Source organism: Micromonospora sp. WMMA1947, assembly GCF_027497355.1.
GTDB lineage: Bacteria > Actinomycetota > Actinomycetes > Mycobacteriales > Micromonosporaceae > Micromonospora.
Genome location: NZ_CP114909.1, coordinates 1,925,612 through 1,940,280, shown reverse-complemented (window position 1 = coordinate 1,940,280; position 14,669 = coordinate 1,925,612). Strand labels below are relative to the sequence as shown.

Annotated in this window: 11 protein-coding genes; 8 read left to right on the top strand and 3 right to left on the bottom strand. The window is 74.1% G+C overall.

All coding sequences use genetic code 11. The annotated features are described in order from the left end of the window. The first annotated feature begins 229 nt into the window (after positions 1-229). The 4 genes from O7604_RS09365 (at position 230) to O7604_RS09350 (ending at position 5,532) form a co-directional block, all read left to right on the top strand. Positions 230-1,000, top strand: a complete 771-nt coding sequence (locus tag O7604_RS09365; RefSeq protein ID WP_174534630.1) for an SGNH/GDSL hydrolase family protein — start codon at positions 230-232, stop codon at positions 998-1,000. A gap of 2 nt (positions 1,001-1,002) precedes the next feature. After that, complete coding sequence (locus O7604_RS09360; RefSeq protein ID WP_281579424.1) at positions 1,003-1,449, top strand: hypothetical protein; 447 nt, start codon at positions 1,003-1,005, stop codon at positions 1,447-1,449. A 157-nt stretch (positions 1,450-1,606) separates the two neighbouring features. After that, entirely contained in the window at positions 1,607-4,540 is a 2,934-nt protein-coding gene (locus O7604_RS09355; protein WP_281579423.1) for a hypothetical protein, read from the top strand. Between the two features lie 89 nt (positions 4,541-4,629). Then, the gene (locus O7604_RS09350; protein ID WP_281579422.1) at positions 4,630-5,532 is read left to right on the top strand and encodes a sulfurtransferase; all 903 of its coding nucleotides are present in this window, start codon (positions 4,630-4,632) and stop codon (positions 5,530-5,532) included. 44 nt (positions 5,533-5,576) lie between these two features. Here the strand turns inward: O7604_RS09350 and O7604_RS09345 are convergent, their stop codons facing one another. The 3 genes from O7604_RS09345 to O7604_RS09335 are packed head-to-tail and all read right to left on the bottom strand — an operon-like array spanning position 5,577 to position 7,912. Beyond that, on the bottom strand, positions 5,577-6,770 hold the full coding sequence (locus tag O7604_RS09345) for a hypothetical protein (protein WP_281579421.1): 1,194 nt from the start codon (positions 6,768-6,770) through the stop codon (positions 5,577-5,579). After that, positions 6,767-7,297, bottom strand: coding sequence for a SigE family RNA polymerase sigma factor (locus O7604_RS09340; RefSeq protein WP_281579420.1), 531 nt, complete (start codon positions 7,295-7,297; stop codon positions 6,767-6,769). The genes O7604_RS09345 and O7604_RS09340 overlap by 4 nt, the downstream gene beginning before the upstream one ends. 15 nt (positions 7,298-7,312) lie before the next feature. Next, a complete protein-coding gene (locus O7604_RS09335) occupies positions 7,313-7,912 on the bottom strand; it encodes a TetR family transcriptional regulator (RefSeq protein ID WP_281579419.1) in 600 nt (199 codons plus the stop codon). 92 nt (positions 7,913-8,004) lie between these two features. Here O7604_RS09335 and O7604_RS09330 point away from each other — a divergent pair, with 92 nt between their 5' ends. From O7604_RS09330 to O7604_RS09315, 4 genes are all read left to right on the top strand, one after another. Then, complete coding sequence (locus O7604_RS09330) at positions 8,005-9,144, top strand: FAD-dependent monooxygenase (RefSeq protein ID WP_281579418.1); 1,140 nt, start codon at positions 8,005-8,007, stop codon at positions 9,142-9,144. A 164-nt stretch (positions 9,145-9,308) separates the two neighbouring features. Next, on the top strand, positions 9,309-11,102 hold the full coding sequence (locus tag O7604_RS09325; protein WP_281579417.1) for an HSP90 family protein: 1,794 nt from the start codon (positions 9,309-9,311) through the stop codon (positions 11,100-11,102). Continuing rightward, positions 11,095-13,938 carry a hypothetical protein gene (locus O7604_RS09320; RefSeq protein WP_281579416.1) on the top strand — a complete coding sequence of 948 codons (2,844 nt, stop codon included), beginning with the start codon at positions 11,095-11,097 and terminating at the stop codon, positions 13,936-13,938. Before O7604_RS09325 ends, O7604_RS09320 begins: the two co-directional genes overlap by 8 nt. Before the next feature lie 71 nt (positions 13,939-14,009). Beyond that, on the top strand, positions 14,010-14,624 hold the full coding sequence (locus O7604_RS09315) for a TetR/AcrR family transcriptional regulator (RefSeq protein WP_120572441.1): 615 nt from the start codon (positions 14,010-14,012) through the stop codon (positions 14,622-14,624). The last annotated feature ends 45 nt before the right edge of the window (positions 14,625-14,669 follow it).

Genomic DNA, 14,669 nt, shown 5'->3' with positions numbered 1-14,669 from the left:
GGGACCGGCCGGACGGTTTCGCACAGCCGGATGACGGCAGCCATCATCCCCGTTCCGGCCGACGGATTGTGGCCCGCCCGGACGTGTCGGGGCTTTTGTCCCGTGGGGCGGCTGTCGTGAACAGGACGTCGAGACATCCGCCACGTCGGGGGTTCAGGGCCAGCGGGACCGGTCCGCGCGGTGACAGACTGTGCGACGCACTTCTGCCGGAACGTCTGAGGGGGGCGCCGTGCGCTGGCGCAGCTACGTGGCGGTGGGCGACAGCTTCACCGAGGGCATGGACGACGCATATCCGGACGGCAGCTACCGGGGCTGGGCCGACCTGGTCGCCACCCGCCTCGCCGTCGAGGCCGGGCCCGACTTCGGGTACGCCAACCTGGCCATCCGCGGCCGGCTGTTCCCGAACGTGGTGGCCGAGCAGGTGCCGTCCGCGCTGGCCATGAAGCCCGACCTGATCAGCTTCGCGGCCGGCGGCAACGACGTGCTGCGCCGCAGCTTCGACCCGGACGCGTTCGTCCCCCGCTTCGACTCGGTGGTGCAACGGCTGCGCTCCGGCGGCAGCGACGTGGTGCTGTTCCGGTTCGCCGACGTGATGTCCCGGCTGCCCGGCCAGCGGCTGATGGCGCCGCGCGTGACGCTGCTCAACCGGGTGGTCGGCGAGGTGGCCGAGCGGCACGGCGCGATCCTGGTCGACCTCTACTCCGACGACACCTACCTCAACCCGCTCCTTTGGAGCACCGACCGGATTCACCTGTCGGCGGCGGGCCACCGCCGGGTCGCCGCGCAGGTGCTCACCGCGCTCGGCGTCGGCTGCGACGAAGAGTGGCTGCTGGTCCCGCCGCACCCGGCGCCCAGCCCGTGGCTCGCCGCGCGCGCGGCCGACCTGCGCTGGGCCGGCAAGCACCTGGCACCGTGGATCAGGCGCCGGCTGACCGGGCGGTCCTCCGGCGACTTCGTCACCGCGAAGCGGCCGGTGCTCGGGCCGGTCGAGCGCGACTGAGCGTGCGTACCGTCCACGCCGCCGACCTGCTGCGGCTGACAGTCGACGATCCGCCCCGCGCCGGGCTGGCCGTCGTGGTCGACGGTGACCGCGTCGAGGCGATCGTGCCGACCGACGAGCTTCCCGGCGCGTACCCGGGGGTGCGGGTGCGGCGGTGGGCCGGCACGCTCGGGCCGGCGCTCGTGCACGACGGCCCGTTGCCTCCGGCGCCCACGCCCCGCGAGCGGGTGCACGCGCTGTTCCGGCTCGGCGTCGCCGTGGTGGTCGAGGAGCACGTGGCCGATCCGGCGCTGCGGTCCGCCGCCGCTCGCAACGACGTGGCGGTGCTGCCTGCCGCCCGGCCACCCGCAATGGTGACCGGCGGGCGGGCCGACCTCGCCGTGTTCGACGCGGACGGCTCCTGCCTGGCCACAGTGGTCGCCGGCCGCCTGGTGCACCGCCGCGCCTGACCCCGCCGGACGGCTCGACCTGCACCGCCGATCGTCCGATGTGCTCCGTCGGTCCCAAATCGGGATCGCCCGATGTCCGCCCGTCTGGGTAGCATCCGCTGCCCCCGTCGATCGAGCACGGGGCGACATCGGGAAAGGTGGATGGGGTTTGATCCTCATGCCTGACAGAAATCCACGTCGGACCGGTCGGCGAAGCCTGCTCGCCGCCGCGCTGTCGATCGTGGTCGCGGCCGGGGCGGTGGCCGCCACCGCGGCGCCGGCGGCCGCGTACGACATCCGCTACGAGCGAAACACCTCCTGGGCTTGGACCGACTCGCACTCACCCACTAAGATCAACATCGATCGGCCCGGTGACATGCCGGTCGGCACCTGGACGGACGCGAAGGGCCGCCCGCACACGTCGCGCGCCTACTTCACGTTCGACATCTCCCGCTACCGGGGAGCCGACGTCCGGTCGGCCGTCCTCGACGTGAAGGAGACGGCCGGCGGAGACTGCACCAAGCGCCCGGAGATCGAGTTGCGGCGTACCGCCGCGTACACCGGCAAGTCGAGCTGGCAGAAGCCGCCGGCCGACCTGGGCCTGGTCGACAGCCGCCGGCTCACCGACCAGACCGTCTGCCCGGCGCCCCGGGTGGAGTTCGACGCGATCGACGGGCTGCGCCAGGCGCTCGCCGAGGGCCGGTCGACGCTGACCCTCTCCCTGCGGCTGCCCGCCGACGCCGAGCGGGATCCGGCACTGGCCCGGAAGTACGCCACCACGGTCGGCATCTCGATCGACTACAACTTCCGCCCCGGCGTGCCCACCGACCTGCAGAGCACCGACGGCACGGCGTGCACCACCGCCGAGCCGTACCAGGTGATCCGCTATCCCGTCCCTTCGGGAGTGGTGCACGACCGGGACCGCAACGACGGCGGCGGCACGGACCATCTCACCGTCTCCTTCGCGGTCTGGCCGGTCGACGAGCCGGAGGCACGCATCGAGCAGACCGACTACGCGCGTGACGGCCAGCGGGCCGTCGGCCGCTTCGATCACATCTATCCGTCACCGTTCGAGCACGACCGGACGTACGCCTGGCAGATGCGGGCGGCGGACAGCCGGGCCACCGGCGAGTGGAGCCCGGTCTGCTACTTCCGCCTCGACGTCCGTGGCCCGGCCACGCCGCCCACCGTGACGTCGGCCGACTTCCCCGACGACGGCGCGTGGCACCCGGCCCTGCCCGGCGAGTTCACCTTCACCGCCAACGGCGCCGCTGACGTGGTGCGGTACGGCTACTCGCTGGACTCCGGCGGTGAGAAGACGATCGACGCGGACCGGACGGGCGGTACGGCCACCGTCACGCTCACCCCGGGCAGCGGCCCGAACACCCTGCGGGTGTGGAGCCTGGACGCGGTCGGCAACCGCTCGACGACCACCGTGTACGACTTCCTCGCCGCGGACGTGTCGCCGGTCATCGAGGGACGGCTGAGCGAGATCGGGGTGCCTGCCACGTTCCAGCTGCGTCCGCAGATGGACGGGGTGGTGCGCTACCGCTACGGCCTGGACGGCGACCCGGAGCGGACGGTCGAGGCCGCCGCCGACGGCTCCGCCGCGATCACCGTCACCGCGACCCGGGGCGGCTCCCGCACCCTGACCGTCACCAGCGTGACGGCCGGCGGCGTGGAGGCCACCGGCATCCGGGAGTTCCAGCTGCTGACCGAGCCGAAGATCACGGCCACCGTCTACGAGGAGTGGATTTCCGGCGGCGGACAGGGCATCCCAGGCGTCTTCACGTTCACCCCACGCCTGCCCGACACGGTCAGCTACCGCTACCACTTCGACGGCGAGTCCGGCACGGTGGCCGCGAACGGCGACGGCACCGCGTCGGTGACCTGGACCCCGACCGAAGAGGGCTGGGTCGACCTCGCCGTGTGGAGCGTGAGCCGCGACGGCACCGAGTCCGAGCCGGCGACCTGGTCCTTCCGGGTGCGGGACCTGCGCCCCGCGGTCTCCGGCGACCCGTACCGGGGTGACTGGCCCATGGGGGGCCCGGGCCAGCCGGGCGAGTTCCGGTTCACCTCGGAGGTCGAGGAGACGGTGGCCTTCCTCTACCGGTTCGACGACGGTGCCGAGCAGCGCGTCGAGACGGGCAACCGGGCGACGGTGAGCTGGACGCCCACCGAGGGCGGGGAGCACACGCTCACTGTCGTCGGGGTCACCGCGGACGGCACCCGCTCGCCGGAACAGGTCTGGACGTTCCTGGTGAACGACGCCCCGCTGGTCCAGTCGGCGGAGTATCCGGAGAACGGCAGCAGCGGCCTGCCCGGCGTCGCCGGGACCTTCACCTTCACGCCGCAGCGGTCGAACGTGGTCCGGTACCACTACTCGTTCCAGGGCGCGGAGACGACGACTGTCGACGCGAGGGCCGACGGGACCGCCGTCGTCACCTGGGCCCCGGAGCAGGCCGGCTGGCACCAGTTGACGGTGATCGCGGAGACCGCCGACGGCACCCGTAGTGAGCAGCGCGAATACCAGTTCACCGTCCGGGATCCGCAGCCGCAGGTCATCTCGTACCTGTACAGCGAGTGGGGTTCGAGCGGCGGCATCGGTGTGCCCGGTGGCTTCCGCTTCCACTCCGACCTGCCGGACACCGTGGCGTTCGTCTACCGGCTCAACGGCGGGCCGGAGCAGACCGTCGACGTGAACGACGGCACCGCCGCCGAGCTGACCGTCACCCCGGACCGGGCCTTCCGGAACACGCTCACCGTCCGGGCCCGCTCGGCGTCCGGCGAGCTGTCCCCGGAGACGAGCTACTCGTTCCTGGTCAGCAGCGCGCCGGGCGTCAGCTCGACGACCTACCCGATCGGCGGGTCCGGTGGCGGTCCGGGCGTGCCGGGTGTCTTCACGTTCACCCCCGGCATGCCGGACGTGGACAGGTACGTCTACCAGTTCGACTACGCGCCGGAGGTCACCGTGCCGGCGGGTGCGGACGGCTCCGCCTCGGTCACCCTCACGCCGGCCGAGGCCGGCTGGCACACCCTGACCGTGTACGCGATCGACAAGGCCGGCAACCAGTCGGACCCCACGTACCAGTGGTTCGTCGTCGAGGGCTGAGCATCTGATCGCACCGGCCCCACCACCTTTCCGAGGTGGTGGGGCCGGTGTCACATCCGCCGCCCCGGATCCGGCGTACCTTGGGGATCATGCCTGTGCCGAGCGATCCGCATCCCCACCTCCAGTCGTACGCCGACCCGCAGCGCCTGGTCACCACCGAGTGGCTGGCCGAGCACCTGGGCGACGAAGGGCTCGTGGTGGTCGAGTCCGACGAGGACGTGCTCCTCTATGACACCGGCCACATCCCCGGCGCCGTCAAGGTCGACTGGCACACCGAACTCAACGACCAGGTCACCCGCGACTACCTGGACGCCGCGAGCTTCGCCGAGCTGTGCGCGGCGAAGGGCATCGGGCGGGACGACACCGTCGTCTTCTACGGCGACAACTTCAACTGGTGGGCCGCGTACGCCCTCTGGGTCTTCTCCCTCTTCGGTCACCAGGACGTGCGGCTGCTCGACGGCGGCCGGCAGAAGTGGATCGCCGAGGGCCGGGAGCTGACCCGGGACAAGGTGAGCCGGCCCCGCGCCTCGTACCCGGTGCCGGAGCGCAACGACGCGCCGATCCGCGCGTACCGGGAGCAGGTCATGGCGCACGTGGCGGCCGGCCGGCCGCTGGTGGACGTGCGTTCGCCCGGCGAGTACACCGGCGAGATGCTGCACATGCCGGACTACCCGCAGGAGGGCGCGCTGCGTGGCGGGCACATCCCGGGCGCGGTGAGCAAGCCGTGGAAGTCCGCCGCGAACGACGACGGCACGTTCAAGTCCGCCGACGAGCTGCGCGCCATCTACGCCGACCAGCTCGGGCTGAGCCCGTCCGACGACGTGGTGGCGTACTGCCGGATCGGCGAGCGGTCCAGCCACACCTGGTTCGTGCTGCACCACCTGCTCGGATTCCCGCAGGTGCGCAACTACGACGGCTCGTGGACCGAGTGGGGCAACCTGGTCCGGGCCCCCGTCGTGAAGGGCGACCAGCCCGGCGGCCTGACCCGCTGAGCGTCCCGGCCGGTCCCGCCGCACCCGTCGGCGGGACCGGCCGGTCAGCGGGCGGCTATCGACAGGCGCCCGGGGACGTTGCTCGCCACCCAGTCGACGGCGCCGGTCTCCGGCCGCCACCGGGCCAGTCCGTCGTCGTAGCGGAACAGCAGGTCGCCGTCGGCGGTCCAGCCGTGCACCTCGCAGCAGCCCTTCGCGCGGTCCTCGCGCCCGAGGTCGAGCAGTCGGGTCACCGCCCCGGTACGGGCGTCCAGCACCGCCACGCCCTCGGCGCCGCTCATCGTGCCGGCGGGGCCCGCGGTGGTGGTCCACCCGGCCTGGCCGATCCGGTCGCCGCGCTGCCAGCCTCGCCCGTAGACCTCGTTCAGCTGGTAACCGGGGGGCAGCTCCCCGGTGGTCACCGGCCGTCGCTCCGGCGCGCCGCCGGAGGCGGGGAACCGGCGTACGGCCAGGCCGCCGTCCCCGGCCCAGCCGCCCACTGTGAACAGGTCACCGGGCCGGGCCGGCTCGGGTACGACGAGCGTCCAGGGGTCGACCGGGAGCTTCCGTGCCGACCCGGTGCGCCGGTCCAGCTCGTACGCGGTGTCGTTGTCCCCGACGACCAGCCGGTCCCCGGCCCAGACCACGTGTTCCAGGTAGCCGGTGAGCGGGTAGCGGCGGACCGCACCGTCGGTCAGGCCGATCACGATCACCTCGTCGGTCTGCGCGAACGCGGCGGTCCGGCCGTCCGGGGACAGGCTGCCCGGCTTGAGCGGAGCGGCCTCGTTGCCGCCGGCGTCGCGGGTGGGCGCGAGCGTCACCACGTCGAGTTCCCGGACCATGCCGTCGTCACCCAGCACCCGGACCGGGCCGGCGTCGCCGGTCTCCGGGTCGATCGGCTGGTACAGCGCCAGCGCCCGGCTCACCGGCCGGTCGGAGAGGCCGTAGGCGATCCGGTCGCCGAGCCGGCCCAGCGGGTCACCCGCCTGTCCGAGCCGGTCCGGGGGCCGCTGCACCACCGGGGCGCTCGGCGCCGACGTCACAGTCGGGCGGGGCGGTGCCGCCGGGGGCGGGCCGGGGCGGTGCAGCAGTGCCGTCGTACCGCCGCCGAGCAGGACCACGGCGACGGCCGCGGCACCGGCGGCCCGGCGGGCGCGGCGGACCCGCCCGGCCCGGTCCCATCCGGCCTCGGCGGGCCGGGTCGGCCGGATCTCCTCGGCGGTCCGGGTCAGCAGCCGGGTCAGCTCGGGCTCGTTCACGAGTTCGCCTCCATCCCGGTCACCAGGTCGTCTCCGGACGTGCCGGGGGCGGGTACGACGTCGCGCAGCCGGCGCAGCGCGTCGTGGCACTGGCTCTTGACGGTGCCGACGGTGACGCCGAGCGCCTCGGCGGTGGCGACCTCGGTCAGGTCCTCGAAGTAGCGCAGCACCACGACGGCCCGCTGGCGTGGCGGCAGCCGGTCCAGCGCCGCGCGCACGGTGAGCCGCAGCGCCGCGTCGGCGTCCGAACCCGGCCGGTCCGGTGGGTACGCGCTGAGCCACTCCCGCCGCCGGCGTCGCCACCAGGAGACGGCGTCGCGGTAGAGGATGGCGCGCACGTACGCGGCCGGGTCGCCGTCGCGCACCGACGGCCAGCGCAGCGCCAGCTTGAGCAGCGCATCCTGGAGCAGATCCTCGGCCTGGTGCCGGTTGCCGCAGATCAGGTACGCGGCGCGCAGCAACCGGTGCTGGTGCGACTCGACGAAGGCGAGGTAGTCCGCCCGCCCGTCGTCCGCGTCACGCCCCATCCGGCTCCTCCTCCGTCACCGGCCAGACGCGCGGGACGGGGGTAAAGGTTGGGTCAGGTAGCGCTGAATCGTCGGGCCGACCCAGGCGGCCAGTTCCTCCGGGCCGAGGTCCACCACTGGTGGCAGCCGGACGACGTACCGGGTGAGCGCGAGGCCGAGGATCTGGCTGGCCACCAGACCGGCCCGGCGGTCGGCGGTTGCCGGGTCGGCACCGGACCGGGCCACCGCGGTGGCGAGCTGGCCGGCGAAGATCCCGCGCATCCGGTCGGCCGCACCGGGGTTGGTGGCGGCGGCCCGGAGCAGGGCGACGAGTGTCCCGTCCGCCTCCCAGCGGCGGACGAAGTGCCGGGTCAGTGTCTCGCCGAGCCGGTCCGGCGGCACCTCGGCCAGGTCGGGCAGGCGCAGGTCGAACTCGGCCGCCGCGGCGAACAGACCCTCCTTGCTGCCGTAGTAGCGCATGACCATCGAGGGGTCGATGCGGGCGTCGGCGGCGATGGCCCGGATGGTGGCCCGGTCGTAGCCGTCGGCGGCGAAGCGTTCCCGGGCGGCGCGCAGGATGGCCGCCCGGGTGGCGTCCGAGCGGCGGGTGCGGGTGGCGGGTTCGGTCACGTCCACGACTGTAGGCCAACACGTGTTGACATCGGCTCTACAGTGAAGTCAACAAGCGTTGGCAAACAGTTGTTGACCGGAGCTCGGAGGTGGAAGCGATGCTGCCCGAACGCACCGACGTCCTCGTGGTGGGAGCCGGGCCGACCGGCCTGGCGGTGGCGGTGACACTGGCCGGGCACGGGATCGCCGCGACGGTTGTCGACCGGCTCGCCGAGCCACCCGTCACGTCGCGCGCCGCCGTCGTGCACGCCGGCACCCTCGAGGTGCTCGACCGGATCGGGATCGCCGAACCGCTGGCCGCGCGCGGGCTGCACTCGGCCCGGTTCAGCGTCCGCGACCGGGACCGGGTGCTGGTCACCGTCCCCTTCGACAGGTTGCCGTCGCGCTACCCGTACGCGCTGCTGATCTCGCAGGCCGACACCGAGGCGGTGCTCACCGACCGGCTCGCCGCGCTCGGCGGGCGCGTGCTGCGGCCGTACGAGATGACCGGGCTGGACCTCGACGGCGACGGCGCCGTCGCGCGCTTCGACGGCGGCCGCGCGGTCCGGGCGCGCTGGGTCGTCGGCGCGGACGGGATGCACAGCCGGGTCCGCGAACTCGCCGGCATCGGATTCGGCGGCCCGGCCGACCCCGGGGAGTCCTTCCTGCTGGCCGACGTCCGCGTGGACAGCACGCTCCCGCGCGACCAGGTGAGCCTCTTCCTCTCCCGGCGCGGCCCGCTGGTCTGGGCGCCGCTGCCCGACGGCACGGTCCGGCTGGTGGCCACCGTGGATGATGCGCCGCGCGACCCGCAGGCGCACCACTTCCAGGCGCTGCTCGACGAGCGCGGTCCGGCGCGCCGACCGGACCGGGTGACAGGCATGGCGTGGTCGTCCCGGTTCCGGATCCACCACCGGATCGCGAGCACCTACCGTCGCGGGCCGGTGCTGCTCGCCGGGGACGCCGCGCACGTGCACAGTCCGGCCGGCGGGCAGGGGATGAACCTCGGCCTGCGGGACGCGGTCGCCCTCGGCGACGCGCTCGCCGCCGGAGGGCAGGCCCTCGACGGGTACGCCGCCGACCGCCGCCCCCGCGCCGAGGAGGTGCTCGGCTTCGCCGCCGGCCTGACCCGCCTGGCCGCCGCCCCACCTTTCGCGCGCCCCCTGCGCAACGTGCTGCTCCGCCTGGTCTCGACCCTCCCCCCGGCCCGGCACCGCATCGCCACCCGCCTCGCGGGCTTCGAGCCACCACCCCGCTGATCTTGCAGTTGCGGCCCTCGGCGGGTCCACTTTGTGCGCGTTCGCCCGGGCGGAAGGTGCAAGATCGGCGGGGAGGTGGGCGGGAGGGGGAGGGATGAAACGGGACGGACACTGTCGGCGCTGACCGGTACGGTGAGCGCCGAAAATCCGAACCGGGAGCGCGATTGGACCGCACCTTCCAGGTGGACCTCCGTGGCGTGGTCGACCTGCTCAGTCATCACCTCTACGGCAGTCCGCGGGTCTACGTGCGCGAGCTGCTGCAAAACGCCGTCGACGCGATCACCGCGCGCCGGTCCACCGAGCCGAACGCCCCGGCCCGGGTCCGCATCGAGCCGCCCGAGCTGACCGGCGACGGGACGCTGCGCGTGTACGACACCGGCATCGGCCTGACCGAGGCGCAGGTGCACGAGCTGCTCGCCACCATCGGCCGCAGCTCCAAGCGCGACGAGCTGGGCTTCTCCCGGCACGAGTTCCTCGGCCAGTTCGGCATCGGCCTGCTCTCCTGCTTCCTGGTCGCGGACGAGATCCGGGTGGTCACCCGGCACGCCGACGAGCCCACAGTGCTCTGGACGGGCTGGTCCGACGGGCGGTACGCGGTGCGGCTCGCCGACCCGGAACAGACCCGCGACGAGCCGGGCACCACAGTGACGCTGGTGCCCCGGCGCGACGCCGACCAGTGGCTCGGCGTACCCACCGTCACCGAACTGGCCCGTCTCTACGGCAGCCTGCTGCCGGTCGACGTCCGGGTCGGTGACACGCCGACCACCAGCGGCCCGCCGCCGTGGCCGACCACACCCGGGGCACCTGTCGACCGGGCCGCGCTCCAGCGGTACGCGCAGGAACTGCTCGGCTTCGCCCCGTTCGACGTGGTGCCGCTGTCGGTGCCCGAGGCCGGCCTCACCGGGGTGGCGTTCATCCTGCCCGCCGCGGTGAACCCGGCCGCCCGGGCCGGGCACCGGGTCTACCTCAAGCGGATGCTGCTCAGCGAGCACGCCGACGGGCTGCTGCCGGAGTGGGCCTTCTTCGCCCACTGCGTGATCGACGCCAGCGAGCTGCGGCCCACCGCCAGCCGCGAGGCGCTCTACGAGGACACGCTGCTCACCTCCGTCCGGGACGCGCTCGGCGACCAGATCCGCGGGTGGCTGGTCCGGCTCGCCAAGCACGACCCGCGCCGGCTCGGCGAGTTCCTCCAGGTGCACCACCTCGGGGTCAAGGCGCTCGCGATCCACGACGACGAGATGCTGCGGCTGGTCGACCAGTGGTGGCCGATGGACACCAACGTCGGCACGATGACGCTCGCCGAGTTCCGGCAGCGGCACGGCGTGCTCCGGTACGCCGCCAGCCTGGACGAGTTCCGCCAGCTCGCCGCCGTGGCCGCCGCGCAGGACCTGGCAGTCGTCAACGGCGGCTACACGTACGACACCGAGCTGATCGAGCGACTGCCCGCGGTGGACCGCTCGGTGCTGATCGAGCGGCTGGAGCCGAGCGACCTGACCACCCGGTTCGAGATCCTCGACCCGGCGACCGAGCTGGCCCTGCGGCCGTTCCGCGCCGCCGCGCAGCGGGCCCTGGAACGGCTCGGCTGCGAGGTCGTGATCCGCGCGTACGACCCGGTCTCGCTGCCGGCGCTCTACCTGGTGTCCCGCTCGGCCGCGTTCCACGACCAGCTCGCCGCCAGCCGGGACCGGGCCGACGAGCTGTGGGGCGGGGTGCTCGACGCGCTCGCCGCCTCCGCCCCGCCGGACCGCCCGCAACTGGTGCTCAACCACCGCAACCCGCTGGTCCGCCGGGTCACCACGCTCGCCGACCCGGAACTGGTCGGGCTGGCCGTCGAGGCGCTCTACGGGCAGGCCCTGCTGCTCGGGCACCACCCGATCCGGGCGGCCGACGCCGCACTGCTGAACAGTTCCTTCCTCGGCCTGCTCGGCCGGGCCGTACCGGGAGAGATCCGTGACTGACGACGACCTCTGGCGGATGCACCACGAGATCGAATCCATGCCGTACGGGCCGGGGCAGATCGCCGCGCTGGAACAGCTGCTGCGGCGCGCCGACGCGGGCGACGACCGGCACCTCGCCTTCGCCGCCCGGGTCACCGGCACCACCGCGTACGTCTACGGCGGCGAACCGGCGAAGTCCTTCGTCACGTTCTCCTGGTGCCTCGCCGAGTACGACAAGGATCCGCAGCCCTACCACCAGCGCTACACGCACCAGCTGCTCTGGTTCTTCAAGTACATGGTCAACGCGATGGTGAAGTTCCCGGAGCTGCCGCTGGACCGGACGTACGCGGTGCTCGACGACATGGAACGGCGCTACCGCGACTCCGGGCACTCGCTGCAGGCCGTCTACAAGCACCGCTACCTGGTGGCCGCGCACCTGGGCGACGACGAGGCGGCGGAGCAGTGGTACCGCAAGTGGATGACCACGCCCCGGGACGCGCTGTCCGACTGCGCCGGGTGTGACCCGACCACGCAGGTCGCGCACCTGGCGCGGCACGGCCGGCACGAGGAGGCGGTGGCGCTGGCCGAGCCGGTGCTCGCCGGGCGGCTGACCTGTAGCGAGCAGCCGCAGGGGATCCTCACCGCGCTGCTCACGCCCTACCGCGAGACCGGCCGGACCGACGCGGCGCGGGACGCGCACCGGGAGGCGTACCGGCGGGTGCGCGGGCACCTCGCCGACCTGTGGGACATCGGCGAGCACGTCGAGTTCTGCACGGTGACCGGCAACGAGGCCCGCGCGCTGGAACTGGTCGAGCGGCACCTGGACTGGCTGGACCGGGCGCCCACCCCGGCCGCCGCGATGCACTTCGCGGCCGCCGCCTCGGCCGCGCTGCGTCAGGTGCCGGCCGAGTTGACAGTGCACCGCCGCGCCTCCGGCGAGCGACCGGCGGCCGACGTGTCGGTGGGCGTGCTCGCCGACGAGCTGGCCGGTACGGCGATCGCGCTGGCCGAGCGCTTCGACGCCCGCAACGGCACCACGCACCAGTCGGGCCTGATCGCCCGCAAGCTGGCGGCCGGGCCGGTCGGTGAGCACCTGCCGCTGTCGGCGAGCCTGCGCCGCCCGACGGTGCCCGCGCCGCGTACCGGGCCGGACGGCCCGGCGACCTCTCCGCAGCCGGTGACGGTGCCCGCCGACGCCGGTGCCGACGAGCTGCTCGCGTTGGCCGAGGAGTGCTGGCGCACCAACCGCCGGGACGGCCTGGTCGCGGCGTTGCACGCGTACGACGAGCGGTTCGGCGACGCCGACCTGCCCCCGACCACCCGGGCCTGGCGGCTGGAGCTGCGGGCCGGTGAGCTGTCCCAGGACGACGACAGCGTACCGGCGGCGATCGAGGTGAACCGGGAGGCGCTGGCCGCGTGGCGGGAGGTGCCGGACCCGCTGCACGCCCAGGTCGTGGCCGGCCGGCTCGGTGTGCTGCTCAGCATGGTCGAGGAGAGCGCCGACGAAGGGCTGGCCCTGGCCCGGGAGTCGGCCGACTACCTGAGCGAGCACGGCGGACCCCGTGACCGGGCGGCCGGCTGGGACCGGCTCGCCCTGGCCCACGTGCACGGCGAGCGGTGGGCGGAGGCGCTCGACGCGCTGGACCGGGCCGAGGCGGAGGCCGACGCCGATCCGTGGCTGGCGGGGCGGGTCGCGCTGCACCGCACTCACGTGCTGGAGCAGTTGGAGCGGGCCGAGGAGTTCCGGGAGGCGGCGGTGCGGTCCCGTCGGCTGGCGGGCGAGCTGGGCGACGCCGAGATGCTCACCGGCGCCTGCCTGGCGTACGCCCGGGCCACCGACGACGCGGCCGACGCGGTGGCCGCCTGCGACGAGGCGCTGTCGGTCGCGCCGGCCGGCGCGTACCTGCCGCTGCGGGTGACCCGGGGCCGGGCGCTGATGGCCGCCGACCGGGCCGGTGAGGCGGTGGAGGATCTCGCCGAGGCGGTCACCCTCTGCGTCGAGCAGGGGCTGGAGGGCGACGCGCTGCTGCGCTGGGAGCTGGCCGACGCGTACCGGGTCGCCGGGCGGCTGGCGGAGGCCGCCGAGGTGGCCGAGGAGGCGGTGCTCGGGCTCGACCGGGCAGGGGCGCAGGCCGAGGCGGACCGCTGCCGGCACATGCTGTCCGGCATCTACGCGGGTCTCGGCGAGACGGATCTGGCGCTCGCGGTGCTCGACACGCTCGCCGACAACCTGGACGGGCCCGACAATCTCCCCCACCGCGCGCAGGTGCTGGAGGAGTCCGGCGGCCTGCTCTACGACGCCGACCGGGACGCCCTGGCCGCGCAGCGGTTCGCGGCGGCGGCGACCGCCTGGCGGCTGGCCGGTTTCCAGGTCGACGAGCTGCGGGCCCGGCGGCGGGAACTGCTCGCCCTGCACTGGTCCGGTGACCTGCCGGCCGCGGTCGCCGCGATCGAGCGGGTGGACGAGGCGGCGGCCGCGCTCCCGGCCGGGGCCGACGAGCGTCCCGTGGTGACGTACGAGCGGGCGATGGCCGACGACGCGGTGGCCCGGGTGCTGATCGGCGAGGACCGGCTCACCGCCGCGCTGGACCGGGTGGCCGGCGTACCGGAGCGCCTGCGGTCGATCGAGGCGTTCGGCGAGGCGGCGCAGGTCGAGGTGCTGACCGGCGAGTTGCTGCTGCGCGACGGGCGCCCGGAGCAGGCCGAAGGGCTGCTGCGCCCGGTCCTCGGCGGGCTGCCCAGCGGTTCCCGTCCGGCCACGCAGGCCGCCTGGCTGCTGGCCCGTGCGCTCGACGAGCAGGGCCGGGAGGCCGAGGCGGCGAAGATCCGCGCCGACCACGGCATCGAGGAGGACTGACGCGGCGGGCTGGGGCAACCGTTGGGTAACCGCGGCTGCCCCAGCGCGAACACGAGGTCTAGGCTGGCCCGGTGGCGGTGGAACAGCAGGCACGGGGGGCGGCGGGCGCGGCCCGGCGCCGGTCCCGGCGGGACGAGATCCTGGAGATCGCGGTCGGCCTCTTCGCGGCGCGCGGCTACCACGGTGTGTCGATGGACGACATCGGCGCGGCGGCCGGGGTCACCGGGCCGGCGCTCTACCACCACTTCGCCGGCAAGGAGGCGATGCTCGTCGCCGCGCTGATCCCGGTGAGCGAGGGGTTGCTCGCGGGCGGGCGGGAACGCGCCGCCGGTCACCCGGGCGATCCGCGTGCCGCGCTGGAGTCGCTGATCGACTTCCACGTCGACTTCGCGCTGGCCAACCCGGCCGTGATCGCGTTGCACCTGCACGAACTGGACCGCCTCCCGGACGAGCCGCGCCGCCGGATCCGCCGGCTCCAGCGGATGTATGTCGAGGAATGGGTCACCGTGCTGACCGCGCTGCACCCCGGCCTGCCCGACGGCGAGGCCCGGGTGCTCGCCCACGCGGCGTTCGGTCTGATGAACTCGACCCCGTTCCTCGGTGGCGAGGTGGATCGCCGGCGCCGGGCCGAACTGCTGCGCGGCGCGACTCTTGCGGCCCTGCTCGCGCCCACCGACCCGACCTGACACGCCGCGCGCACCTTAACGCGTGTTAAGAAGGGACCCCGGCTT